Here is a 26,450-nt window from a genome sequence, read left to right as displayed (position 1 = left end):
GAATGACAGAAAAAGTAAAACAACATGCCGCTCCGGTAACGGGCAGTGATGAAATCGATATCGGTCGCCTGGTCGGCACCGTCATTGAAGCGCGCTGGTGGGTGATTGGTATCACCGCCGTGTTCGCTCTCTGTGCTGTGATTTACACCTTCTTCGCCACGCCGATTTATAGCGCCGACGCGCTGGTACAAATCGAACAAAGCGGCGGCAATTCGCTGGTGCAGGACATTGGTTCGGCGTTAGCCAACAAACCGCCAGCCTCGGACGCTGAGATCCAGTTGATTCGTTCGCGTCTGGTACTCGGTAAAACGGTAGACGATCTTGACCTCGATATTGCGGTGAGCAAAAACACCTTCCCGATTTTCGGCGCGGGCTGGGAGCGCCTGATGGGACGTCAGAATGAGACGGTGAAAGTCACCACCTTTAACCGTCCAAAAGAAATGGCAGATCAGGTGTTTACACTTAATGTTCTGGACAACAAAAACTACACGCTGAGTAGCGACAGTGGTTTTAGCGCCCGTGGGCAAGCGGGCCAGATGCTGAAAAAAGAAGGCGTCACGCTGATGGTTGAAGCCATTCACGCCAGCCCGGGGAGTGAGTTTACCGTCACCAAATACTCCACGCTGGGGATGATCAATCAACTGCAAAACAGTCTGACGGTAACGGAGAACGGCAAAGACGCTGGCGTACTGAGCCTGACTTATACCGGTGAAGATCGCGAACAGATCCGCGACATTCTTAACAGCATCGCTCGTAACTATCAGGAACAAAATATTGAGCGCAAATCGGCGGAAGCGTCGAAAAGCCTCGCTTTCCTCGCGCAACAATTGCCGGAAGTGCGCAGCCGCCTCGATGTTGCCGAAAACAAACTGAATGCCTTCCGTCAGGATAAAGATTCTGTTGATCTGCCGCTGGAAGCGAAAGCGGTGCTCGATTCGATGGTGAACATCGACGCGCAGCTGAACGAACTGACCTTTAAAGAGGCGGAAATTTCTAAGCTGTTCACCAAAGTTCACCCGGCGTATCGCACGCTGCTGGAGAAACGTCAGGCGCTGGAAGACGAAAAAGCCAAACTTAACGGTCGCGTAACGGCGATGCCGAAAACCCAGCAGGAGATTGTGCGTCTGACCCGCGATGTCGAGTCTGGTCAGCAGGTCTATATGCAACTGCTGAACAAAGAGCAGGAGCTGAAAATCACCGAAGCCAGCACCGTTGGCGATGTGCGCATTGTTGACCCGGCAATCACCCAGCCTGGCGTGCTGAAACCGAAGAAAGGGCTGATTATTCTCGGTGCGATTATTCTTGGCCTGATGCTCTCCATTGTTGGTGTGCTGCTGCGCTCGCTGTTTAATCGCGGCATCGAAAGTCCACAAGTGCTGGAAGAACACGGTATTAGCGTCTATGCCAGCATCCCGCTGTCGGAATGGCAGAAAGCGCGCGATAGCGTCAAAACCATCAAAGGGGTTAAACGCTATAAACAGAGCCAGCTATTGGCGGTGGGGAATCCAACCGATCTGGCGATTGAAGCCATCCGCAGTCTGCGTACCAGTCTGCACTTCGCGATGATGCAGGCGCAGAACAATGTGTTGATGATGACCGGGGTTAGCCCGTCAATCGGTAAAACCTTTGTCTGCGCCAACCTGGCGGCGGTGATCAGCCAGACCAATAAACGGGTGTTGTTGATCGACTGCGATATGCGCAAAGGCTATACCCACGAGCTGTTGGGCACCAATAACGTCAATGGCCTGTCAGAGATTTTGCTTGGTCAGGGCGATATTACTACCGCTGCTAAACCCACTTCGATTCCCAAATTTGACCTGATCCCGCGCGGTCAGGTGCCGCCAAATCCTTCTGAACTATTGATGAGCGAACGCTTTGCCGAACTGGTGAGCTGGGCGAGTAAAAACTACGACCTGGTGTTGATTGATACGCCGCCGATTCTGGCGGTAACCGATGCAGCGATTGTTGGTCGTCACGCCGGAACCACGTTGATGGTAGCGCGTTATGCAGTCAACACCTTAAAAGAAGTGGAAACCAGCCTGAGCCGCTTTGAGCAAAACGGTATTCCGGTGAAAGGGGTGATTCTGAACTCCATCTTCCGCCGCGCCAGCGCGTATCAGGATTATGGCTATTACGAATACGAATATAAGTCGGATGTGAAATAACGAGATCCGCTGTCGGATGCGATGCTGACGCATCTTATCCGACCTACGTTCACTGCATTCGCATCGCCCCGTAGGCCGGATAAGGCGTTCACGCCGCATCCGGCAAGCAAACCAGCTCATAAGTCGGGAGAACAACCTATGAAAGAAAATCCGCTGATCTCAATCTATATGCCGACCTGGAACCGCCAACAACTGGCGATTCGGGCGATAAAATCGGTCCTGCGCCAGGACTACAGTAACTGGGAGATGATCATCGTGGATGATTGCTCCACCTCCTGGGAACAACTGCAACAGTACGTCACCGCCCTCAACGATCCGCGTATTACCTACATTCACAACGACATTAACAGCGGGGCGTGCGCGGTACGTAACCAGGCTATTATGCTGGCGCAAGGGGAATACATTACCGGGATCGATGACGATGATGAATGGACGCCCAACCGCCTGAGCGTCTTCCTCGCCCATAAACAGCAACTGGTCACTCACGCCTTTTTGTACGCTAACGATTACGTTTGCCAGGGCGAAGTCTATTCCCAACCGGCAAGTTTGCCACTGTATCCCAAATCGCCGTATTCACGCCGCCTGTTCTATAAACGCAATATCATTGGCAATCAGGTCTTTACCTGGGCGTGGCGTTTCAAAGAGTGTTTGTTCGATACCGAACTGAAAGCGGCACAGGATTACGACATCTTCCTGCGGATGGTGGTGGAGTATGGCGAACCGTGGAAAGTGGAAGAAGCGACGCAGATCCTGCATATCAATCACGGTGAAATGCAGATCACCTCGTCACCGAAAAAATTCTCCGGATACTTCCACTTTTACCGCAAGCACAAAGACAAATTTGACCGCGCCAGCAAAAAATATCAGCTGTTTACCCTCTACCAGATCCGCAATAAACGCATGACCTGGCGGACTTTGTTGACGCTACTGTCGGTGCGTAACGGCAAACGTCTGGCTGATGGAATACGGGGGCGTTAAGGATGCTGGAAGATCTGCGCGCCAACAGCTGGAGTTTACGCCCGTGCTGCATGGTTCTCGCCTATCGTGTCGCCCATTTTTGCTCGGTGTGGCGCAAAAAGAACGCCCTCAATAATCTGTGGGCGGCTCCGCTGCTGGTGCTGTATCGCATTATCACTGAATGCTTTTTCGGTTATGAAATCCAGGCCGCCGCGACCATTGGCCGCCGTTTTACTATCCATCACGGTTACGCCGTAGTGATCAATAAAAACGTGGTCGCGGGGGATGATTTCACCATTCGCCACGGCGTCACTATCGGCAATCGTGGCGCCGATAACATGGCATGTCCACACATTGGCAATGGCGTCGAACTTGGTGCCAACGTCATTATTCTGGGTGATATCACGCTTGGTAACAACGTCACCGTGGGCGCGGGCAGCGTGGTGCTCGACTCTGTCCCGGACAACGCGCTGGTGGTGGGAGAAAAAGCGCGAGTGAAGGTAATTAAATGAATATTCTGCAATTTAATGTGCGACTGGCGGAAGGCGGGGCGGCAGGTGTGGCGTTAGATCTCCACCAGCGTGCGCTGCAACAGGGGCTGGCGTCACATTTTGTCTACGGCTACGGCAAAGGCGGCAAAGAGAGCGTCAGCCATCAGAACTATCCGCAGGTCATCAAACATACGCCTCGGATGACCGCGATGGCGAACATCGCGCTGTTTCGTCTGTTTAATCGCGATCTGTTTGGCAATTTCAATGAGTTGTATCGTTCCATAACCCGCACTTCGGGGCCGGTAGTCCTGCATTTTCATGTGTTGCACAGCTACTGGTTGAATCTTAACAGCGTGGTGCGCTTTTGCGAAAAAGTGAAAAACCACAAACCAGACATCACTCTGGTCTGGACGCTGCATGATCACTGGAGCGTTACCGGGCGCTGCGCCTTTACCGACGGTTGCGAAGGCTGGAAAACGGGCTGCCAGAAATGCCCGACCTTAAATAACTATCCACCGGTGAAGATTGATCGCGCACACCAGCTGGTGGCGGGTAAACGCCAGTTGTTCCGCGAGATGCTGGCGCTGGGCTGTCAGTTTATTTCCCCCAGCCAGCATGTGGCTGACGCTTTCAATAGCCTGTATGGCCCAGGGCGTTGCCGGATTATCAATAACGGTATTGATATGGCAACCGAAGCGATTCTGGCGGATTTGCCTCCGGTGCGCGAAACCCAGGGCAAGCCGAAAATCGCGGTGGTGGCGCATGACCTGCGTTACGACGGCAAAACTAACCAGCAACTGGTGCGCGAGATGATGGCGCTGGGAGACAAAATCGAACTGCATACCTTCGGTAAGTTCTCGCCGTTCACCGCTGGTAATGTGGTCAATCACGGCTTTGAAACCGACAAACGTAAGCTGATGAGTGCGCTCAATCAAATGGACGCGCTGGTCTTCAGTTCTGGTGTCGATAACTACCCGCTGATTTTGTGTGAGGCGCTATCGATTGGTGTGCCGGTGATTGCTACCCATAGCGACGCAGCGCGGGAAGTACTGCAAAAATCCGGTGGTAAAACCGTCAGCGAAGAAGAGGTGCTGCAACTGGTGCAGTTAAGCAAACCGGAAATCGCACAGGCGATATTTGGTACCACGCTGGCTGAGTTCAGCCAGCGCAGCCGCGCCGCCTACAGTGGACAACAGATGCTGGAGGAGTATGTCAACGTCTATCAGAATCTGTAGCTACCTGCTGCTGCCGCTGATCTACCTGCTGGTTAACGTCAAAATCGCCCAGCTTGGCGAAAGTTTCCCCATCACCATCGTCACTTTTTTACCTGTCTTGCTGCTGCTGTTTTTAGAGCGCATCAGCGTTAAAAAATTGATGATAGCGTTAGGGATTGGCGCGGGGCTCACGGCGTTTAACTATTTGTTTGGTCAGTCTTTGGATGCCAGTAAATACGTCACTTCAACCATGCTATTTGTCTATATTGTGATCATTATTGGCATGGTGTGGAGCATTCGCTTTAAAACGATTTCGCCACACAACCATCGCAAGATATTACGTTTCTTTTATCTGGTGGTTGGGCTGGTGGTGGCGCTGGCGGCGGTGGAGATGGCGCAAATTATTCTCACCGGCGGCAGCAGTATTATGGAGTCGATTTCGAAATATCTGATTTACAGCAACAGCTATGTACTGAATTTCATTAAATTCGGCGGTAAGCGAACTACGGCACTTTATTTCGAACCAGCATTTTTCGCTCTGGCGTTAATCTCAATTTGGCTCAGTATCAAACAGTTTGGTATCAAAACGCCTAAAACTGATGCTATGATTCTCTCAGGAATAATATTATCCGGATCGTTTTCAGGTGTTATGACCTTTATCCTGTTTTATTTGCTGGAGTGGGCATTTCAGTATCTGAATAAAGAAGCGATTAAGAAAAAGTTACCGTTAGCATTGATTTCTCTGGCTGTATTCCTGATTGGTGTGGTAATCGCGTTTCCTTATATTTCCACCCGTCTGGGAGATTTAGGCACAGAAGGGTCGTCATCGTATTATCGTATTGTCGGTCCGCTGGTGATGGTCGGTTATTCTTTGACCCATATTGACGGTGTAGTCAGATTTGGCTCACTTTATGAATATGTCGCATCATTCGGAATATTTAACGGTGCGGATGTCGGAAAAACCATAGACAATGGTTTGTATCTGCTGATTATTTACTTTTCCTGGTTCGCGGTGTTTTTATCTCTGTGGTACATGGGGAAAGTGATAAAAATGATGCTCAACGCTTTTGGCGATAATCGTAATTTTCGCGTGCAGCTTTATCTTTTTACGCCGGTATCGCTGTTTTTTACCGGTTCGATATTTAGCCCGGAATATGCTTTTTTAATCGTCTGTCCGTTTATTTTGCGAAAAGCGTTAAATATTACGAGGTAAGAATAAGAACATGTTGCTTAGCATAATCACTGTCGCGTTTCGTAACCTCGAAGGGATAGTCAAAACGCATGCCTCGCTGGCGCATCTGGCGCAGGCTGACGATATCAGCTTCGAATGGATTGTTGTCGATGGCGGTTCCAACGACGGCACCCGTGAGTATCTGGAAAACCTCAATGGTATCTATAACCTACGCTTTGTCAGCGAGCCAGATAACGGTATCTACGACGCCATGAACAAGGGCATTGCGATGGCACAAGGCAAGTTCGCGTTGTTTCTCAACTCGGGCGATATTTTTCATCAGGATGCCGCAATTTTTGTCCGTAAGTTAAAAATGCAAAAAGATAACGTGATGATCACCGGCGATGCGCTGCTGGATTTTGGCGACGGGCATAAAATTAAACGTAGCGCCAAACCGGGCTGGTATATTTATCACAGCCTGCCCGCCAGTCATCAGGCGATATTTTTCCCGGTATCCGGTTTGAAAAAATGGCGTTATGACCTGGAATATAAAGTTTCTTCCGATTACGCCCTGGCAGCCAAAATGTATAAAGCCGGTTATGCATTTAAAAAACTCAATGGTCTGGTGTCTGAATTTTCTATGGGTGGGGTATCTACCACTAATAATATGGAATTGTGTGCAGACGCGAAAAAAGTCCAACGGCAAATATTACATGTACCTGGCTTCTGGGCAGAATTATCCTGGCATTTACGCCAACGTACTACCTCAAAGACGAAAGCCTTATATAACAAAAGCTGAATATAAGGGAAAACGATGCAAGATTTAAGTGGTTTCTCGGTGCCGAAAGGGTTCCGGGGCGGCAACGCTATTAAAGTGCAATTGTGGTGGGCAGTACAGGCAACAATATTTGCCTGGTCGCCACAAGTATTGTATCGCTGGCGGGCATTTTTATTACGTTTATTCGGCGCAAAAATAGGAAAAAACGTAGTTATTCGTCCGTCAGTAAAAATTACCTATCCGTGGAAATTAACCTTAGGTGATTACGCGTGGGTCGGCGATGAGGTCAATTTATATACCCTCGGTGAAATAACCATTGGCGCACATTCGGTGATATCGCAAAAAAGTTATTTATGCACCGGTAGCCACGACCATGCAAGTAGTCATTTCACCATTAACGCCACGCCCATTGTGATTGGTGAGAAATGCTGGCTGGCAACCGATGTCTTTGTTGCCCCTGGCGTCACGATCGGCGATGGCACCGTCGTGGGTGCGCGAAGCAGTGTTTTTAAATCGCTTCCGGCAAATGCCATTTGCCGGGGGAACCCCGCAGTGGTGATACGCGAACGCGTTGAAACTGAATAAATTCAAAAAATACAGAGGAATAAGACATGTCAAAAGTCGCTCTCATCACCGGTGTAACCGGACAGGATGGTTCTTACCTGGCAGAATTGCTGCTGGAGAAAGGTTACGAGGTGCATGGCATTAAGCGTCGTGCATCGTCATTCAACACCGAGCGCGTGGATCACATTTATCAGGATCCGCACACCTGCAACCCGAAATTCCATCTGCATTATGGCGACCTGAGTGATACTTCCAACCTGACGCGTATTTTGCGTGAAGTGCAGCCGGACGAAGTATACAACCTGGGCGCAATGAGCCACGTTGCGGTTTCTTTTGAGTCACCGGAATATACCGCAGACGTTGATGCGATGGGCACGCTGCGTCTGCTGGAGGCGATTCGCTTCCTCGGTCTGGAAAAGAAAACCCGTTTTTATCAGGCTTCCACTTCTGAACTTTACGGTCTGGTGCAGGAAATCCCGCAGAAAGAGACCACGCCGTTCTACCCGCGCTCTCCGTATGCCGTCGCCAAATTGTACGCCTACTGGATCACCGTTAACTACCGCGAATCCTACGGCATGTACGCCTGCAACGGCATTCTGTTTAACCATGAATCTCCGCGCCGTGGCGAAACCTTCGTCACCCGCAAAATCACCCGCGCAATCGCCAACATCGCCCAGGGGCTGGAGTCGTGCCTGTACCTCGGCAATATGGATTCCCTGCGTGACTGGGGCCATGCCAAAGACTACGTAAAAATGCAGTGGATGATGCTGCAACAAGAACAGCCAGAAGATTTCGTAATTGCTACCGGCGTTCAGTACTCCGTGCGTCAGTTCGTGGAAATGGCGGCGGCACAGTTGGGTATCAAACTGCGCTTTGAAGGCACGGGCGTTGAAGAGAAGGGCATTGTGGTTTCCGTCACCGGGCATGACGCGCCGGGCGTTAAACCGGGCGATGTGATTATCGCCGTTGACCCACGCTACTTCCGTCCGGCTGAAGTTGAAACGCTGCTCGGCGACCCGACCAAAGCGCACGAAAAGCTGGGCTGGAAACCAGAAATCACCCTCAGAGAGATGGTGTCTGAAATGGTGGCTAATGACCTCGAAGCGGCGAAAAAACACTCTCTGCTGAAATCTCACGGCTACGACGTGGCGATTGCGCTGGAGTCATAAGCATGAGTAAACAACGCATTTTTATCGCTGGCCATCGCGGGATGGTCGGTTCCGCCATCAGGCGGCAGCTCGAACAGCGCGGTGATGTGGAACTGGTATTACGCACCCGCGACGAGCTGAACCTTCTGGATAGCCGTGCGGTGCATGATTTCTTTGCCAGCGAGCGCATTGACCAGGTCTATCTGGCGGCGGCGAAAGTGGGCGGTATTGTCGCCAACAACACGTATCCGGCGGATTTCATCTACCAGAACATGATGATTGAGAGCAACATCATTCACGCCGCGCATCAGAACGACGTGAACAAACTGCTGTTTCTCGGATCGTCCTGTATCTACCCGAAACTGGCAAAACAGCCGATGGCAGAAAGCGAGTTATTGCAGGGTACGCTGGAGCCGACCAACGAGCCTTATGCCATTGCCAAAATTGCCGGGATCAAACTGTGCGAATCTTACAACCGCCAGTATGGACGCGATTACCGCTCGGTTATGCCGACTAACCTGTACGGGCCGCACGACAACTTCCATCCGAGTAACTCGCACGTGATCCCGGCATTGCTGCGCCGCTTCCACGAGGCGACGGCACAGAATGCGCCGGACGTGGTGGTGTGGGGCAGCGGTACACCGATGCGTGAATTTCTGCATGTCGATGATATGGCGGCGGCAAGCATTCATGTCATGGAGCTGGCGCACGAAGTCTGGCTGGAGAACACCCAGCCGATGCTGTCGCACATTAACGTCGGCACGGGCGTTGACTGCACTATCCGCGAGCTGGCGCAAACCATCGCCAAAGTGGTGGGTTACAAAGGTCGGGTAGTTTTTGATGCCAGCAAACCGGACGGTACGCCGCGCAAACTGCTGGATGTGACGCGCCTGCATCAGCTTGGCTGGTATCACGAAATCTCACTGGAAGCGGGGCTTGCCAGCACTTACCAGTGGTTCCTTGAGAATCAAGACCGCTTTCGGGGGTAATGATGTTTTTACGTCAGGAAGACTTTGCCACGGTAGTGCGCTCCACTCCGCTTGTCTCTCTCGACTTTATTGTTGAGAACAGTCGCGGCGAGTTTCTGCTTGGCAAAAGAGCCAACCGCCCGGCGCAGGGTTACTGGTTTGTGCCGGGAGGGCGCGTGCAGAAAGACGAAACGCTGGAAGCCGCATTTGAGCGGCTGACGATGGCGGAACTGGGGCTGCGTCTGCCGATAACAGCAGGCCAGTTTTACGGTGTCTGGCAGCACTTTTATGACGATAACTTCTCCGGCACGGATTTCTCCACTCACTATGTGGTGCTCGGTTTTCGCTTCAGAGTAGTGGAAGAAGAGCTGTTACTGCCGGATGAGCAGCATGACGATTACCGCTGGCTGACGCCGGACGCACTGCTCGCCAGTGACAATGTTCACGCTAACAGCCGCGCCTATTTTCTCGCTGAGAAGCGTGCCGGAGTACCCGGATTATGAAAATACTGGTCTACGGCATTAACTACTCGCCGGAGTTAACCGGCATCGGCAAATACACCGGCGAGATGGTGGAATGGCTGGCGGCACAAGGTCATGAGGTGCGGGTCATTACCGCACCGCCTTACTACCCGCAGTGGCAGGTGGGCGAGAACTATTCCGCCTGGCGCTACAAACGAGAAGAAGGGGCCGCCACGGTGTGGCGCTGCCCGCTGTATGTGCCAAAACAGCCGAGCACCCTGAAACGCCTGTTGCATCTCGGCAGTTTTGCCGTCAGCAGTTTTTTCCCGCTGATGGCGCAACGTCGCTGGAAGCCGGAGCGCATTATCGGCGTAGTGCCAACGCTGTTTTGCACGCCGGGAATGCGTCTGCTGGCGAAACTCTCTGGCGCGCGTACCGTGCTGCATATTCAGGATTACGAAGTGGATGCCATGCTGGGGCTGGGCCTTGCCGGAAAAGGCAAAGGCGGCAAAGTGGCACAGCTGGCAACGGCGTTCGAACGTAGCGGACTGCATAACGTCGATAACGTCTCCACCATTTCGCGCTCAATGATGAATAAAGCTGTCGAAAAAGGCGTGGCGGCGGAAAAGGTCATCTTCTTCCCCAACTGGTCGGAAATCGCCCGTTTTCAGCATGTCGCAGAGGCTGATGTTGACGCCCTTCGTAACCAGCTTGGCCTGCCGGATAACAAAAAAATCATTCTTTACTCCGGCAATATTGGTGAAAAGCAGGGGCTGGAAAACGTTATTGAAGCTGCCGATCGCCTGCGCGATGAACCGCTGATTTTTGCCATTGTCGGGCAGGGCGGCGGCAAAGCGCGGCTGGAAAAAATGGCGCAGCAGCGTGGACTGACCAATTTGCAGTTTTTCCCGCTGCAATCGTATGACGCTTTACCCGCACTGCTGAAGATGGGCGATTGCCATCTGGTAGTGCAAAAACGCGGCGCGGCAGATGCCGTATTGCCGTCGAAACTGACCAATATTCTGGCGGTAGGCGGTAACGCGGTGATTACCGCAGAAGCCCATACAGAACTGGGGCAGCTTTGCGAAACCTTTCCGGGAATTGCGGTTTGCGTAGAACCGGAATCGGTCGAGGCGCTGGTGACGGGGATTTGTCAGGCGCTCCTGCTGCCCAAACACAACACGGTGGCACGTGAATATGCCGAACGCACGCTCGATAAAGAGAACGTGTTACGTCAATTTATAAATGATATTCGGGGATAATTATGGCGCAGTCGAAACTCTATCCAGTCGTGATGGCAGGTGGCTCCGGTAGCCGCTTATGGCCGCTTTCCCGCGTACTTTATCCCAAGCAGTTTTTATGCCTGAAAGGCGATCTCACCATGCTGCAAACCACCATCTGCCGCCTGAACGGCGTGGAGTGCGAAAGCCCGGTGGTGATTTGCAATGAGCAGCACCGCTTTATTGTTGCGGAACAGCTGCGTCAACTGAACAAACTTACCGAGAACATTATTCTCGAACCGGCAGGGCGTAACACTGCACCTGCCATTGCGCTAGCGGCGCTGGCGGCAAAACGCCATAGCCCGGAGAGCGACCCATTAATGCTGGTGCTGGCGGCGGATCATGTGATTGCCGATGAAGACGCGTTCCGTGCCGCCGTGCGTAACGCCATGCCATATGCCGAAGCGGGCAAGCTGGTGACCTTCGGTATTGTGCCGGATCTACCTGAAACCGGATATGGCTATATTCGTCGCGGTGAAGTGTCTGCGGGTGAGCAGGATACGGTGGCCTTTGAAGTGGCGCAGTTTGTCGAAAAACCGAATCTGGAAACCGCGCAGGCCTATGTGGCAAGCGGCGAATATTACTGGAACAGCGGCATGTTCCTGTTCCGCGCCGGACGCTATCTCGAAGAACTGAAAAAATATCGCCCGGATATTCTCGATGCCTGTGAAAAAGCGATGAGCGCCATCGATCCGGATCTCGATTTTATACGGGTGGATGAAGAAGCGTTTCTCGCCTGCCCGGAAGAGTCGGTGGACTACGCGGTCATGGAACGCACGGCAGATGCGGTTGTGGTGCCGATGGATGCGGGCTGGAGCGATGTCGGCTCCTGGTCTTCATTATGGGAGATCAGCGCCCACACCGCCGAGGGCAACGTTTGCCACGGCGATGTGATTAATCACAAAACTGAAAACAGCTACGTGTATGCCGAATCTGGCCTGGTCACCACCGTCGGGGTGAAAGATCTGGTGGTAGTGCAGACCAAAGATGCGGTGCTGATTGCCGACCGTAACGCGGTGCAGGATGTGAAAAAAGTGGTCGAGCAAATCAAAGCCGATGGCCGCCATGAGCATCGGGTACATCGCGAAGTGTATCGCCCGTGGGGCAAATATGACTCTATCGACGCAGGCGACCGCTACCAGGTAAAACGCATCACCGTGAAACCCGGTGAGGGCTTGTCGGTACAGATGCACCATCACCGCGCGGAACACTGGGTGGTTGTCGCGGGAACGGCAAAAGTCACCATTGACGGTGATATCAAACTGCTTGGCGAAAACGAGTCTATTTATATTCCGCTGGGGGCGACGCACTGCCTGGAAAATCCAGGGAAAATTCCGCTCGATTTAATTGAAGTACGCTCCGGCTCTTATCTCGAAGAGGATGATGTGGTGCGCTTCGCGGATCGCTACGGACGGGTGTAAACGCCTTATCCGACCTACGGTTCGGATTTGTAGGCCTGATAAGACGCGGCAGCGTCGCATCAGGCAATGAATGCCGAACCGCGATGTAAATAACGACAAAAACAAAATTGGCCGCTTCGGTCAGGGTCAACTATTGCCTGAAAAAGGGTAACGACATGAAAAAATTAACCTGCTTTAAAGCCTATGATATTCGCGGAAAATTAGGCGAAGAACTGAATGAAGATATCGCCTGGCGCATTGGTCGTGCCTATGGCGAATTTCTCAAACCGAAAACCATTGTGTTAGGCGGTGATGTCCGCCTCACCAGCGAAACCTTAAAATTGGCGCTGGCGAAGGGGTTACAGGATGCGGGCGTCGATGTGCTGGATATCGGCATGTCCGGCACTGAAGAGATCTATTTCGCCACGTTCCATCTCGGCGTGGATGGCGGCATCGAAGTTACCGCCAGCCATAATCCGATGGATTACAACGGCATGAAGCTGGTACGCGAAGGGGCTCGCCCGATCAGCGGCGATACCGGACTGCGCGACGTCCAGCGTCTGGCAGAAGCCAACGACTTCCCGCCTGTCGATGAAACCAAACGCGGTAGCTATCAGCAAATCCACCTGCGCGACGCTTACGTTGATCACCTGTTCGGCTATATCAACGTCAAAAACCTCACGCCGCTCAAACTGGTGATCAACTCCGGGAACGGCGCGGCGGGGCCGGTGGTGGACGCCATTGAAGCCCGCTTTAAAGCCCTCGGTGCGCCTGTGGAATTAATCAAAGTGCACAACACGCCGGACGGCAATTTCCCCAACGGTATTCCTAACCCACTACTGCCGGAATGCCGCGACGACACCCGCAATGCGGTCATCAAACACGGCGCAGATATGGGCATTGCCTTTGATGGCGATTTTGACCGCTGTTTTCTGTTTGACGAAAAAGGGCAGTTTATCGAGGGCTACTACATTGTCGGCCTGCTGGCAGAAGCGTTCCTCGAAAAAAATCCCGGCGCGAAGATCATCCACGATCCGCGTCTTTCCTGGAACACCGTTGATGTGGTGACTTCCGCAGGTGGCACACCGGTGATGTCGAAAACCGGACACGCCTTTATTAAAGAACGTATGCGCAAGGAAGACGCCATCTACGGCGGCGAAATGAGCGCGCACCATTACTTCCGTGATTTCGCTTACTGTGACAGCGGCATGATCCCGTGGCTGCTGGTCGCCGAACTGGTGTGTCTGAAAGGAAAAACGCTGGGCGAACTGGTGCGCGACCGGATGGCGGCATTCCCGGCAAGCGGTGAAATCAACAGCAAACTGGCGCAACCCGTTGAGGCGATTAATCGCGTCGAACAGCATTTTAGCCGCGAGGCGCTGGCGGTGGATCGCACCGATGGCATCAGCATGACCTTTGCCGACTGGCGCTTCAACCTGCGCTCCTCCAACACCGAACCGGTGGTGCGGTTGAATGTGGAATCGCGCGGTGATGTGCCGCTGATGGAAGCGCGAACGCGAACTCTGCTGACGTTGCTGAACGAGTAATGTCATTACTTTCCCCCTCCCCCTGACGCTCTACTGCCTGCGGAGAGAAGAGAGCACGGAACTTTCTTCTCCCCTCGCCCCTTTGGGGAGAGGGCCGGGGTGAGGCGACAATAGAACAGGAACAACGATGACAAATCTAAAAAAGCGCGAGCGAGCGAAAACCAATGCATCGTTAATCTCTATGGTGCAACGCTTTTCAGATATCACCATCATGTTTGCCGGGTTATGGCTGGTTTGCGAAGTCAGCGGACTGTCATTCTTCTACATGCACCTGTTGGTGGCGCTGATTACGCTGGTGGTATTCCAGATGCTGGGCGGCATCACCGATTTTTATCGCTCATGGCGCGGTGTTCGGGCAGCGACAGAATTTGCCCTGTTGCTACAAAACTGGACGTTAAGCGTGATTTTCAGCGCCGGACTGGTGGCGTTCAACAATGATTTCGACACGCAACTGAAAATCTGGCTGGCGTGGTATGGGCTGACCAGCATCGGACTGGTGGTTTGCCGTTCGTGCATTCGTATTGGTGCGGGCTGGCTGCGTAATCATGGCTATAACAAGCGGATGGTCGCGGTGGCGGGGGATTTAGCTGCCGGACAAATGCTGATGGAGAGTTTCCGTAATCAGCCGTGGTTAGGGTTTGAAGTGGTGGGCGTTTACCACGACCCGAAACCGGGCGGCGTTTCTAACGACTGGGCGGGTAACCTGCAACAGCTGGTCGAGGATGCGAAAGCGGGCAAGATTCATAACGTCTATATCGCGATGCAAATGTGCGACGGCGCGCGAGTGAAAAAACTGGTTCATCAACTGGCGGACACCACCTGTTCGGTGCTGCTGATCCCCGATGTTTTTACCTTCAACATTCTCCATTCCCGTATCGAAGAGATGAACGGCGTACCGGTGGTGCCGCTGTATGACACGCCGCTTTCCGGGGTTAACCGCCTGCTCAAACGTGCGGAAGACATTGTGCTGGCAACGCTGATCTTGCTGCTGATCTCCCCGGTGCTGTGCTGCATTGCGCTGGCGGTGAAACTCAGTTCACCGGGGCCGGTTATTTTCCGCCAGACTCGCTACGGCATGGACGGCAAGCCGATCAAAGTGTGGAAGTTCCGTTCGATGAAAGTGATGGAGAACGACAACGTGGTGACCCAGGCGACGCAGAACGATCCGCGCGTCACCAAAGTGGGGAACTTTCTGCGCCGCACCTCGCTGGATGAATTGCCGCAGTTTATCAATGTGCTGACCGGGGGGATGTCGATTGTGGGGCCACGTCCGCACGCGGTGGCGCATAACGAACAGTATCGACAGCTCATTGAAGGCTACATGCTGCGCCATAAAGTGAAACCGGGCATTACTGGCTGGGCGCAGATTAACGGCTGGCGCGGCGAAACCGATACACTGGAGAAAATGGAAAAACGCGTCGAGTTCGACCTTGAGTACATCCGCGAATGGAGCGTCTGGTTCGATATCAAAATCGTTTTCCTGACGGTATTCAAAGGCTTCGTTAACAAAGCGGCATATTGATATGAGCTTACGTGAAAAAACCATCAGCGGCGCGAAGTGGTCGGCGATTGCCACGGTGATCATCATCGGCCTCGGGCTGGTACAGATGACCGTGCTGGCGCGGATTATCGATAACCACCAGTTCGGCCTGCTTACCGTGTCGCTGGTGATTATCGCGCTGGCAGATACGCTTTCTGACTTCGGTATCGCTAACTCGATTATTCAGCGAAAAGAAATCAGCCACCTTGAACTCACCACGCTGTACTGGCTGAACGTCGGGCTGGGGATTGTAGTGTGCGTGGCAGTGTTTTTGTTGAGTGATCTCATCGGTGACGTGCTGAATAACCCGGATCTGGCACCGTTGATTAAAACATTGTCGCTGGCGTTTGTGGTGATCCCCCACGGGCAACAGTTTCGCGCGTTGATGCAAAAGGAGCTGGAGTTCAACAAAATCGGCATGATCGAAACTAGCGCGGTGCTGGCGGGCTTTACTTTTACGGTGGTTAGCGCCCATTTCTGGCCGCTGGCGATGACCGCGATCCTCGGTTATCTGGTCAATAGTGCGGTGAGAACGCTGCTGTTTGGCTACTTTGGTCGCAAAATTTATCGTCCCGGTCTGCATTTCTCGCTGGCGTCGGTGGCACCGAACTTACGCTTTGGTGCCTGGCTGACGGCGGACAGCATCATCAACTATCTCAATACTAACCTTTCGACGCTGGTGCTGGCGCGTATTCTCGGCGCGGGCGTGGCGGGGGGCTACAACCTGGCCTATAACGTGGCCGTTGTACCGCCGATGAAGCTGAACCCGATCATCACCCGCGTGCTGTTTCCAGCGTTTGCCAAAATTCAGGACGATACCGAAAAGCTGCGCGTGAACTTCTACAAGCTGCTGTCGGTAGTGGGAATTATCAACTTCCCGGCGCTGCTGGGGCTGATGGTAGTGTCGAATAATTTTGTGCCGCTGGTCTTTGGCGAAAAGTGGAACAGCATTATTCCGGTGCTGCAATTGCTGTGTGTGGTGGGGCTGCTGCGTTCGGTGGGTAACCCGATTGGTTCGCTGCTGATGGCGAAAGCGCGGGTGGATATTAGCTTTAAATTCAACGTATTCAAAACTTTTCTGTTTATTCCGGCGATTGTTATCGGTGGGCAGATGGCGGGCGCGATCGGCGTCACGCTCGGCTTCCTGCTGGTGCAGATTATCAACACCATTCTGAGCTACTTCGTGATGATTAAACCGGTGCTCGGTTCCAGCTATCGCCAGTACATCCTGAGTTTGTGGCTACCGTTTTATCTCTCGCTTCCGACGCTGGTGGTCAGTTATGCGCTGGGCGTGCTGCTGAAAGGGCAACTGGCGCTGGCGACGTTGCTGGCGGTGCAAATTACCGCAGGCGTACTGGCGTTTGTGGTGATGATTGTGCTGTCGCGCCATCCGCTGGTGGTGGAAGTGAAGCGTCAGTTTTGTCGCAGCGAAAAAATGAAAATGCTTTTACGGGCGGGGTGAAGTGTTGTTTTCGGTTCCGGCAATGGTTGCCGGATGCGGCGTGAACGCCTTATCCGGCCTACGGTTCAGGAACTCGGTTTTGTAGGCCTGATAAGACGCGTTAGCGTCGCATCAGGCAAAAAGCAGTAATGAAAACAACAAATACAGCCTCACCTGGCATCAAATTTATGAGGAAAAAATGAAATTACTTATTCTTGGCAACCATACTTGTGGCAATCGCGGCGACAGTGCCATCCTGCGCGGCTTACTTGATGCCATCAACATCCTCAATCCACACGCCGAAGTGGACGTGATGAGTCGTTATCCGGTCAGTTCTTCCTGGCTGCTTAATCGCCCAGTGATGGGCGATCCGCTGTTCCTGCAAATGAAACAACACAACAGCGCAGCGGGCGTTGTCGGGCGCGTTAAAAAAGTCCTCCGTCGCCGCTACCAACATCAGGTATTGCTCTCACGCGTCACCGACACTGGCAAGTTGCGTAATATCGCCATCGCCCAGGGATTCACTGACTTCGTGCGCCTGCTGTCAGGTTACGACGCCATTATTCAGGTCGGCGGATCGTTTTTTGTCGATCTCTATGGCGTGCCGCAGTTTGAGCACGCGCTTTGCACATTTATGGCGAAAAAGCCGCTGTTTATGATTGGTCACAGTGTTGGCCCCTTCCAGAATGAGCAATTTAACCAACTGGCGAACTACGTTTTTGGTTACTGCGACGCGCTGATCCTGCGCGAATCGGTCAGCCTTGATTTGATGAAACGCAGTAATATCACTACCGTAAAAGTGGAACATGGCGTTGATACCGCGTGGCTGGTCGATCACCACACCGAAGATTTCACCGCCAGCTATGCCGTCCAACACTGGCTGGACGTTGCCGCACAACAGAAAGCGGTGGCAATTACCCTGCGCGAACTGGCACCGTTCGACAAACGTCTCGGCACCACTCAACAAGCGTATGAAAAAGCCTTTGCCGGGGTGGTCAATCGCATTCTCGACGAAGGCTATCAGGTGATTGCGCTCTCCACCTGCACGGGCATCGATAGCTATAACAAAGACGACCGTATGGTGGCGCTCAATCTGCGCCAGCACATCAGCGATCCTGCCCGTTACCACGTAGTGATGGATGAACTTAACGATCTGGAAATGGGCAAAATTCTGGGAGCCTGTGAACTCACCGTCGGTACGCGCCTGCACTCTGCCATTATCTCGATGAACTTTGCCACTCCGGCAATTGGCATCAACTACGAACATAAATCCGCCGGGATTATGCAGCAGTTGGGACTGCCAGAGATGGCAATTGATATCCGTCATTTATTAGACGGCAGCCTGCAAGCGATGGTTGCGGATACCTTAGGCCAGCTTCCGGTGCTGAACGCTCGACTTAACGAAGCCGTCAGTCGCGAACGTCAGACGGGAATGCAGATGGTGCAGTCTGTGCTTGAGCGCATCGGGGAGGCGAAATGAAGGTCGGCTTCTTCTTATTGAAATTTCCGCTGTCGTCAGAAACCTTCGTCCTCAATCAAATTACCGCGTTTATTGATATGGGCTTTGAGGTGGAGATAGTCGCGCTGCAAAAAGGCGATACAGAGAACACCCACGCGGCATGGACGAAATACAACCTTGCCGCCATAACCCGCTGGTTACAGGATGAACCTACGGGCAAAGTGGCGAAGCTGCGCCACCGCGCCAGCCAGACCTTACGCGGCATTCATCGTAAAAATACCTGGCAGGCGCTCAACCTCAAACGCTATGGTGCCGAGTCGCGGAACCTGATTTTGTCTGCCATTTGCGGCCAGGTCGCAACACCGTTTCATGCCGATGTGTTCATCGCTCATTTTGGCCCTGCGGGGGTAACCGCAGCAAAATTACGCGAACTGGGTGTCATTCGCGGCAAAATCGCTACCATTTTCCATGGTATTGATATCTCCAGTCGGGAAGTGCTCAATCATTACACTCCCGAATATCAACAACTGTTTCGCCGTGGCGACCTGATGTTGCCAATAAGCGATCTGTGGGCAGGGAGATTGCAAAAGATGGGCTGCCCGACGGAAAAAATCGCTGTATCGCGCATGGGGGTGGACATGAATCGCTTTAGCCCTCGTCCGGTTAAAATGCCAGGAACACCGCTAGAGATTATTTCCGTTGCTCGTTTAACCGAGAAAAAAGGCCTGCATGTGGCGATCGAAGCCTGCCGTCAGCTCAAAGAGCAGGGCGTGGCATTTCGCTATCGCATTCTCGGCATCGGCCCGTGGGAGCGGCGTTTACGCACGCTCATCGAACAGTATCAACTGGAAGATGTGGTGGAGATGCCAGGCTTTAAACCGAGCCACGAAGTTAAGGCGATGCTCGACGACGCGGATGTCTTTCTGCTGCCTTCAGTCACGGGCGCGGATGGCGATATGGAAGGGATACCCGTGGCATTGATGGAAGCGATGGCGGTCGGCATTCCGGTCGTTTCTACTCTGCATAGCGGCATTCCGGAACTGGTGGAGGCCGATAAATCGGGTTGGCTGGTGCCTGAGAACGATGCTCGCGCACTGGCGCAACGGCTGGCGGCGTTTAGCCAACTGGATACCGACGAACTGGCTCCGGTTGTCAAACGTGCTCGCGAAAAAGTCGAAAATGATTTTAACCAGCAGGTGATCAATCGAGAGTTAGCCAGCTTGCTGCAAGCTTTATAGAGGAGAACGCATGTCATTTAAAACAATCTCCCGACGCACCTTCCTGACGGCAAGCTCCGCGCTTGCCTGCCTCCATACCCCTTTCGCCCGTGCACTTCCCGCCCGACAAAGCGTAAATATCAACGACTACAATCCACACGACTGGATCGTCTCATTTAAACAAGCCTTTAGCGAAGGGCAAACGGTCATCGTGCCTGCCGGATTTGTTTGCGACAACATCAACACCGGCATCTTCATCCCTCCTGGCAAAACCTTACACATTCTCGGTAGCCTGCGCGGCAACGGCAGAGGGCGATTTGTCTTACAGGACGGCAGCCAGGTGACAGGGGAGGAGGGCGGCAGTATGCATAACATCACACTGGATGTGCGTGGCTCTGACTGCACCATCAAAGGGCTGGCGATGAGCGGATTTGGCCCGGTAACGCAGATTTATATCGGCGGCAAAAATAAACGGGTTATGCGCAACCTGACCATCGATAACCTGACCGTGAGCCATGCTAATTACGCCATCTTACGCCAGGGATTTCATAACCAGATTATCGGTGCCAACATCACCAATTGTAAGTTCAGCGACTTACAGGGCGACGCCATCGAATGGAACGTGGCAATCAACGACCGCGATATTTTAATTTCCGACCACGTAATAGAACGTATCAACTGTACTAATGGCAAAATCAACTGGGGCATCGGCATAGGCCTTGCGGGAAGTACCTACGATAATAACTATCCAGAAGACCAGGCGGTGAAAAACTTTGTCGTGGCGAATATTACAGGATCGGATTGTCGACAGCTGATTCATGTTGAAAATGGTAAACATTTCATTATCCGTAATATCAAAGCGCGCAATATTACGCCTGATTTCAGCAAGAAAGCCGGTATTGATAACGCCACTGTAGCGATATATGGATGTGATAACTTTGTTATTGACAATATAGAAATGGTTAATAGTGCCGGGATGTTAATCGGCTACGGCGTCATTAAAGGCAGGTATCTCTCCATACCGCAAAACTTCAGACTGAATAATATTCACCTTGATAATACTGACCTTGCCAGGAAATTGCGCGGGATACAAATTTCAGCAGGTAACGCTGTCTCCTTTGTTGCACTGACCAATATTGAGATGAAACGTGCTTCTCTGGAGCTACACAACAAACCGCAGCACCTTTTTATGCGTAATATCAATGTGATGCAAGAATCTTCGGTTGGCCCGGCATTGACCATGAACTTTGACTTGCGTAAGGATGTCCGTGGGACATTTATGGCAAAGAACGAGACGCTACTGTCACTGGTAAATGTTCATGTGGTGAATGAAAAAGGACAAAGCTCTGTCGATATCGACAGGATTAATCACCATATCGTTAATGTGGAAAAGATAAACTTCAGGCTACCGAAACGGGAACGATAGATTTGCGACCATTCCTGGAAAAATGGCACCATACTTAAGAATAACGCTACTGCAATCCTGGACAAAGCGGCGTAACATCGGAAGGAAATCAGTAATCAATTCAGGGTAATTGATGCTGGCGAAAAAAATCGAACAAGCTATAATTCAGCAACCATTTTACAGGTGGATGAAATAATGACGAATTTAAAAGCAGTTATTCCTGTAGCGGGTCTTGGGATGCATATGTTGCCTGCCACTAAGGCGATTCCTAAAGAGATGCTACCCATCGTCGATAAGCCAATGATTCAGTACATTGTTGACGAGATTGTGGCTGCAGGAATCAAAGAAATCCTCCTGGTAACTCATGCGTCTAAAAACGCGGTCGAAAACCACTTCGACACCTCTTATGAATTAGAATCTCTCCTTGAGCTGCGCGTGAAGCGACAGCTGCTGGCAGAAGTGCAGTCCATCTGCCCACCGGGTGTGACCATTATGAACGTGCGTCAGGGCGAACCATTAGGTTTAGGCCACTCCATTTTGTGTGCCCGGCCGGCTATTGGTGATAATCCATTTGTCGTCGTACTACCCGATGTGGTTATTGATGATGCCAGCGCCGATCCGTTACGTTACAACCTTGCCGCAATGATTGCGCGCTTCAATGAAACTGGTCGCAGTCAGGTATTGGCAAAACGTATGCCGGGTGACCTCTCTGAATACTCCGTCATCCAGACTAAAGAGCCGTTGGATCGCGAAGGTAAAGTCAGCCGCATCGTTGAATTTATCGAAAAACCCGATCAGCCGCAGACGCTGGACTCAGACATTATGGCCGTAGGTCGTTATGTGCTTTCTGCCGATATTTGGCCGGAACTGGAACGTACTCAGCCTGGTGCATGGGGACGAATTCAGCTGACTGATGCCATTGCTGAGCTGGCGAAAAAACAGTCCGTTGACGCAATGCTGATGACTGGTGACAGCTACGACTGTGGTAAAAAAATGGGTTATATGCAGGCGTTTGTGAAGTATGGACTACGCAACCTGAAAGAAGGGGCGAAGTTCCGTAAAGGTATTGAGAAGCTGTTAAGCGAATAACGAAAATCTGACAGGAAGTGTCGGTCAGTAAGAAATTAAAAACGGCAGTGAAGATTCATAGCATAAGTTTTGCGCATTGAATTTTCCTGCCGTTGTTTTTTATAAAGCGTATAAAAACAAGGAGTTACTTGCTTCATATTATTCAAATTTTTCCAGGATTTTCCTTGTTTCTACGGCTGTTTGGTAAGACAATTAGCGTTTGAATTTTTCGGATTTTGCGCGAGTGAGTAACGCTCGTCACATCGTAGTCATGCACGCAGTGCTCTGGTAGCTGTTAAGCCAGGGGCGGTAGCGTGCATTAATGCCTCTATTAATCAATTCTGGAGCAGTCTATTTCACAGCATGCTCTATAGCTATATGGAATAAAAAAGTGAAGATACTTGTAACTGGTGGCGCAGGGTTTATTGGCTCTGCTGTAGTTCGTCACATTATAAATAATACGCAGGACAGTGTTGTTAATGTCGATAAATTGACTTACGCCGGAAACCTGGAATCACTCGCTGAAGTTTCTGATTCTGAACGTTATGCATTTGAGCATGCAGATATCTGCGATGCCGTAGCTATGGCGCGTATTTTCGCACAGCACCAGCCAGACGCGGTGATGCACCTGGCGGCAGAGAGCCACGTTGACCGTTCAATAACTGGCCCTGCGGCATTTATTGAAACCAATATTGTGGGTACATATGTTCTTTTAGAAGCGGCGCGCAATTACTGGTCTGCTCTGAATGATGAAAAGAAAAAAAGTTTCCGCTTTCATCATATTTCTACTGATGAAGTGTATGGCGATTTACCCCATCCGGATGAAGTAAATAATAACGAAGCGTTACCGCTATTTACGGAAACGACAGCCTACGCGCCAAGTAGCCCGTATTCTGCTTCTAAAGCTTCCAGCGATCATTTGGTACGCGCATGGAAGCGGACTTATGGTTTACCGACCATTGTGACTAATTGCTCTAACAATTATGGTCCTTATCATTTCCCGGAAAAACTTATTCCATTGGTTATTCTGAATGCTCTGGAAGGTAAGGCATTACCTATTTATGGCAATGGGGATCAAATTCGCGACTGGTTGTATGTAGAGGATCATGCTCGTGCGTTATATACCGTCGTAACCGAAGGTAAAGCGGGTGAAACGTATAACATTGGTGGACACAACGAAAAGAAAAACATCGATGTAGTGCTCACAATTTGTGATTTGCTGGATGAGATTGTACCGAAAGAGAAATCTTATCGTGAGCAAATTACTTATGTTGCTGATCGTCCAGGGCATGATCGCCGTTATGCAATCGATGCCGATAAAATTAACCACGAATTGGGCTGGAAACCGCAAGAAACGTTTGAGAGCGGTATTCGCAAAACGGTGGAATGGTATCTGGCTAATACAAATTGGGTTGAGAATGTGAAAAGTGGTGCTTATCAGTCGTGGATTGAACAAAACTATGAGGGCCGCCAGTAATGAATATCCTGCTTTTCGGCAAAACAGGGCAGGTGGGTTGGGAACTGCAACGTGCTCTGGCACCGCTGGGTAATCTGATTGCTCTTGATGTTCACTCCACTGATTACTGTGGCGATTTCAGCAACCCCGAAGGTGTGGCTGAAACTGTCAAAAAAATTCGCCCTGATGTTATTGTTAATGCGGCTGCTCACACTGCAGTAGACAAAGCGGAATCAGAACCGGATTTCGCACAATTACTTAACGCGACAAGCGTCGAAGCGATTGCAAAAGCAGCTAATGAAGTCGGAGCCTGGGTTATACACTACTCCACTGATTATGTTTTCCCAGGCAACGGTGACACGCCATGGCTGGAAACGGATGCAACAGCACCGCTAAATGTCTACGGTGAAACCAAGCTAGCTGGGGAAAAAGCGTTACAAGAACATTGCGCAAAGCATCTTATTTTCCGTACCAGCTGGGTATACGCTGGTAAAGGAAATAACTTTGCCAAAACGATGTTACGTCTGGCAAAAGAACGCGAAGAGTTGGCTGTGATAAACGATCAATTTGGCGCACCAACAGGTGCTGAATTGCTGGCTGATTGCACCGCTCATGCCATTCGCGTGGCAGTAAACAAACCAGAAGTTGCTGGTTTGTACCATCTGGTTGCTGGCGGTACAACAACCTGGCACGATTATGCTGCTCTGGTATTTGAAGAAGCGCGCAAAGCAGGGATCAGCCTTGCTCTTAACAAACTCAACGCCGTGCCAACAACGGCCTATCCCACACCAGCCCGTCGTCCCCATAACTCTCGCCTCAATACAGAAAAGTTTCAGCAGAACTTTGCGCTTGTATTGCCTGACTGGCAGGTGGGCGTGAAACGTATGCTCAACGAATTATTTACGACTACGGCAATTTAACAAATTTTTGCATCTCGCTCATGATGCCAGAGCGGGATGAATTAAAAGGAATGGTGAAATGAAAACGCGTAAAGGTATTATTCTGGCTGGTGGTTCCGGCACTCGTCTTTATCCTGTGACGATGGCAGTAAGTAAACAACTTCTGCCGATTTATGATAAACCGATGATTTATTATCCGCTTTCAACACTTATGTTGGCGGGTATTCGCGATATTCTTATTATCAGTACGCCACAGGATACGCCGCGTTTCCAACAATTGTTGGGGGACGGGAGCCAGTGGGGGCTTAATCTACAATATAAAGTACAACCGAGTCCGGATGGCCTGGCGCAAGCGTTTATCATTGGTGAAGACTTTATTGGTGGTGATGATTGTGCACTCGTGCTTGGCGATAATATCTTCTATGGACACGACTTACCGAAATTAATGGAAGCTGCTGTTAACAAAGAAAGCGGTGCAACGGTATTTGCTTATCACGTTAATGATCCTGAACGTTATGGTGTCGTGGAGTTTGATAATAACGGTACGGCAATTAGTCTTGAAGAAAAACCATTAGAGCCAAAAAGCAATTATGCTGTAACCGGACTTTATTTCTATGACAATGACGTTGTAGAAATGGCGAAAAACCTTAAACCATCTGCGCGTGGTGAACTGGAAATTACCGATATTAACCGCGTTTATATGGAACAAGGACGTTTGTCTGTTGCTATGATGGGGCGTGGCTATGCGTGGCTGGATACAGGGACGCATCAAAGCCTTATTGAAGCAAGTAACTTCATTGCAACGATTGAAGAGCGTCAAGGGTTGAAAGTTTCTTGCCCGGAAGAAATTGCTTATCGTAAAGGATTTATTGATGCAGAGCAGGTGAAGATATTGGCCGAGCCGCTTGTCAAAAATCAATATGGTCAATATTTGCTGAAAATGATCAGCGAATAGCATGTGGGAACTCAATAATGGATATTAAATTAATCTCTTTAGAAAAACATGGGGATAAGCGTGGTGCATTAATTGCGCTTGAGGAGCAAAGGAATATACCTTTCGAAGTCAAAAGAATATATTACATACTCGAGACACTTAATGGTGTAAGACGCGGATTTCATGCACATAAGGTTACCCGTCAGTTGGCTATTGTGGTTAAGGGAGCTTGTAAATTTCATCTGGATAATGGTAAGGAAACAAAGCAGGTGGAACTTAATGATCCAACAATAGCCTTGCTGATAGAACCTTATATATGGCATGAAATGTATGATTTTAGCGATGATTGTGTGCTGCTTGTAATTGCTGATGATTACTATAAAGAGTCTGATTATATCCGTAATTACGATGATTTTATTAGAAGAGTAAATTCAGTTGAAAATTCATAAGTTAAGTGACGTCCAGACAACATCAATTGGTGATGGAACGACTATCTGGCAGTTTGTCGTGATACTCAAAGGTGCTGTAATTGGTAATAATTGCAACATTTGTGCAAATACCTTGATTGAAAATAATGTTGTGATTGGTAATAATGTCACAGTTAAAAGCGGTGTGTATATTTGGGATGGTGTAAAAATAGAGGATGATGTATTTATTGGTCCTTGTGTGGCATTTACAAATGATAAGTATCCACGTTCTAAAGTCTATCCTGATGAATTTTTGCAAACAATAATACACAAAGGAGCATCTATAGGCGCTAATGCAACTATCCTGCCTGGAGTTGAAATTGGTGAAAAAGCAATCATTGGTGCGGGCAGTGTCGTAACCCAAAATGTACCACCTTGCGCAATCGTAGTAGGTAATCCAGCTCGATTTATTAAATGGGT

General features: G+C 50.8%; 23 protein-coding genes and 2 pseudogenes. All 25 read left to right on the top strand.

All coding sequences use genetic code 11. The features are described 5' to 3' along the window. The first annotated feature begins 2 nt into the window (after positions 1-2). Positions 3-2,165, top strand: coding sequence for a tyrosine-protein kinase Wzc (gene wzc / locus RGV86_RS04430; protein WP_085460867.1), 2,163 nt, complete (start codon positions 3-5; stop codon positions 2,163-2,165). A 138-nt stretch (positions 2,166-2,303) separates the two neighbouring features. Then, a complete protein-coding gene (gene wcaA, locus RGV86_RS04425; protein WP_000662438.1) occupies positions 2,304-3,143 on the top strand; it encodes a colanic acid biosynthesis glycosyltransferase WcaA in 840 nt (279 codons plus the stop codon). Positions 3,144-3,145: 2 nt separating this feature from the next. Beyond that, positions 3,146-3,634: a colanic acid biosynthesis acetyltransferase WcaB gene (wcaB, locus tag RGV86_RS04420; RefSeq protein WP_000888726.1), complete on the top strand. Its 489-nt coding sequence runs from the start codon at positions 3,146-3,148 to the stop codon at positions 3,632-3,634. Further along, a complete protein-coding gene (gene wcaC, locus RGV86_RS04415) occupies positions 3,631-4,848 on the top strand; it encodes a colanic acid biosynthesis glycosyltransferase WcaC (RefSeq protein WP_085460866.1) in 1,218 nt (405 codons plus the stop codon). The genes wcaB and wcaC overlap by 4 nt, the downstream gene beginning before the upstream one ends. Continuing rightward, the gene (gene wcaD, locus RGV86_RS04410) at positions 4,823-6,040 is read left to right on the top strand and encodes a colanic acid polymerase WcaD (RefSeq protein WP_309508412.1); all 1,218 of its coding nucleotides are present in this window, start codon (positions 4,823-4,825) and stop codon (positions 6,038-6,040) included. Before wcaC ends, wcaD begins: the two co-directional genes overlap by 26 nt. Before the next feature lie 10 nt (positions 6,041-6,050). Further along, positions 6,051-6,797 (top strand): colanic acid biosynthesis glycosyltransferase WcaE, encoded by a 747-nt coding sequence (wcaE, locus tag RGV86_RS04405; RefSeq protein WP_000927036.1) that lies wholly within the window; start codon positions 6,051-6,053, stop codon positions 6,795-6,797. 15 nt (positions 6,798-6,812) lie between these two features. Beyond that, a complete protein-coding gene (gene wcaF / locus RGV86_RS04400; RefSeq protein WP_085460865.1) occupies positions 6,813-7,361 on the top strand; it encodes a colanic acid biosynthesis acetyltransferase WcaF in 549 nt (182 codons plus the stop codon). Positions 7,362-7,387: 26 nt separating this feature from the next. Next, a complete protein-coding gene (gene gmd / locus RGV86_RS04395) occupies positions 7,388-8,509 on the top strand; it encodes a GDP-mannose 4,6-dehydratase (RefSeq protein WP_000048207.1) in 1,122 nt (373 codons plus the stop codon). A 2-nt stretch (positions 8,510-8,511) separates the two neighbouring features. Beyond that, positions 8,512-9,477, top strand: coding sequence for a GDP-L-fucose synthase (gene fcl / locus RGV86_RS04390; RefSeq protein ID WP_000043606.1), 966 nt, complete (start codon positions 8,512-8,514; stop codon positions 9,475-9,477). A gap of 2 nt (positions 9,478-9,479) precedes the next feature. Further along, positions 9,480-9,959, top strand: a complete 480-nt coding sequence (gene gmm, locus RGV86_RS04385; protein ID WP_085460864.1) for a GDP-mannose mannosyl hydrolase — start codon at positions 9,480-9,482, stop codon at positions 9,957-9,959. Continuing rightward, positions 9,956-11,179 (top strand): colanic acid biosynthesis fucosyltransferase WcaI, encoded by a 1,224-nt coding sequence (gene wcaI / locus RGV86_RS04380; protein WP_085460863.1) that lies wholly within the window; start codon positions 9,956-9,958, stop codon positions 11,177-11,179. Before gmm ends, wcaI begins: the two co-directional genes overlap by 4 nt. A gap of 2 nt (positions 11,180-11,181) precedes the next feature. Then, the gene (gene cpsB, locus RGV86_RS04375) at positions 11,182-12,618 is read left to right on the top strand and encodes a mannose-1-phosphate guanyltransferase (RefSeq protein WP_000079280.1); all 1,437 of its coding nucleotides are present in this window, start codon (positions 11,182-11,184) and stop codon (positions 12,616-12,618) included. Between the two features lie 155 nt (positions 12,619-12,773). Further along, positions 12,774-14,144: a colanic acid biosynthesis phosphomannomutase CpsG gene (gene cpsG / locus RGV86_RS04370; protein WP_085460862.1), complete on the top strand. Its 1,371-nt coding sequence runs from the start codon at positions 12,774-12,776 to the stop codon at positions 14,142-14,144. A 127-nt stretch (positions 14,145-14,271) separates the two neighbouring features. Continuing rightward, entirely contained in the window at positions 14,272-15,666 is a 1,395-nt protein-coding gene (gene wcaJ / locus RGV86_RS04365) for an undecaprenyl-phosphate glucose phosphotransferase (protein ID WP_085460861.1), read from the top strand. 1 nt (position 15,667) lies between these two features. Next, on the top strand, positions 15,668-17,146 hold the full coding sequence (wzxC, locus tag RGV86_RS04360) for a colanic acid undecaprenyl disphosphate flippase WzxC (protein WP_085460860.1): 1,479 nt from the start codon (positions 15,668-15,670) through the stop codon (positions 17,144-17,146). Positions 17,147-17,324: 178 nt separating this feature from the next. Then, on the top strand, positions 17,325-18,605 hold the full coding sequence (wcaK, locus tag RGV86_RS04355) for a colanic acid biosynthesis pyruvyl transferase WcaK (protein WP_085460859.1): 1,281 nt from the start codon (positions 17,325-17,327) through the stop codon (positions 18,603-18,605). Beyond that, positions 18,602-19,822, top strand: coding sequence for a colanic acid biosynthesis glycosyltransferase WcaL (wcaL, locus tag RGV86_RS04350; RefSeq protein WP_085460858.1), 1,221 nt, complete (start codon positions 18,602-18,604; stop codon positions 19,820-19,822). Before wcaK ends, wcaL begins: the two co-directional genes overlap by 4 nt. A gap of 10 nt (positions 19,823-19,832) precedes the next feature. Next, positions 19,833-21,227: a colanic acid biosynthesis protein WcaM gene (wcaM, locus tag RGV86_RS04345; RefSeq protein WP_085460857.1), complete on the top strand. Its 1,395-nt coding sequence runs from the start codon at positions 19,833-19,835 to the stop codon at positions 21,225-21,227. Between the two features lie 174 nt (positions 21,228-21,401). Next, the gene (gene galF / locus RGV86_RS04340) at positions 21,402-22,295 is read left to right on the top strand and encodes a UTP--glucose-1-phosphate uridylyltransferase GalF (protein WP_000183032.1); all 894 of its coding nucleotides are present in this window, start codon (positions 21,402-21,404) and stop codon (positions 22,293-22,295) included. A gap of 370 nt (positions 22,296-22,665) precedes the next feature. Beyond that, positions 22,666-23,751: a dTDP-glucose 4,6-dehydratase gene (rfbB, locus tag RGV86_RS04335; protein ID WP_085460856.1), complete on the top strand. Its 1,086-nt coding sequence runs from the start codon at positions 22,666-22,668 to the stop codon at positions 23,749-23,751. After that, on the top strand, positions 23,751-24,650 hold the full coding sequence (rfbD, locus tag RGV86_RS04330; protein WP_085460855.1) for a dTDP-4-dehydrorhamnose reductase: 900 nt from the start codon (positions 23,751-23,753) through the stop codon (positions 24,648-24,650). The genes rfbB and rfbD overlap by 1 nt, the downstream gene beginning before the upstream one ends. 58 nt (positions 24,651-24,708) lie before the next feature. Further along, a complete protein-coding gene (rfbA, locus tag RGV86_RS04325; RefSeq protein WP_085460854.1) occupies positions 24,709-25,584 on the top strand; it encodes a glucose-1-phosphate thymidylyltransferase RfbA in 876 nt (291 codons plus the stop codon). Between the two features lie 17 nt (positions 25,585-25,601). Further along, entirely contained in the window at positions 25,602-26,012 is a 411-nt protein-coding gene (locus tag RGV86_RS04320) for a sugar 3,4-ketoisomerase (RefSeq protein WP_085460853.1), read from the top strand. Further along, positions 25,999-26,223: pseudogene (locus RGV86_RS22305) on the top strand (acyltransferase); the annotation flags it as partial. The gene RGV86_RS04320 and the pseudogene RGV86_RS22305, both read left to right, overlap by 14 nt. 60 nt (positions 26,224-26,283) lie before the next feature. Further along, positions 26,284-26,442 (top strand): annotated as a pseudogene (locus RGV86_RS22300) (DapH/DapD/GlmU-related protein); the annotation flags it as partial. Positions 26,443-26,450 lie beyond the last annotated feature (8 nt).

Source organism: Escherichia ruysiae, from assembly GCF_031323975.1.
GTDB classification, from domain to species: Bacteria; Pseudomonadota; Gammaproteobacteria; order Enterobacterales; family Enterobacteriaceae; genus Escherichia; species Escherichia ruysiae.
This window is presented reverse-complemented; position numbering and strand designations above follow the sequence as displayed.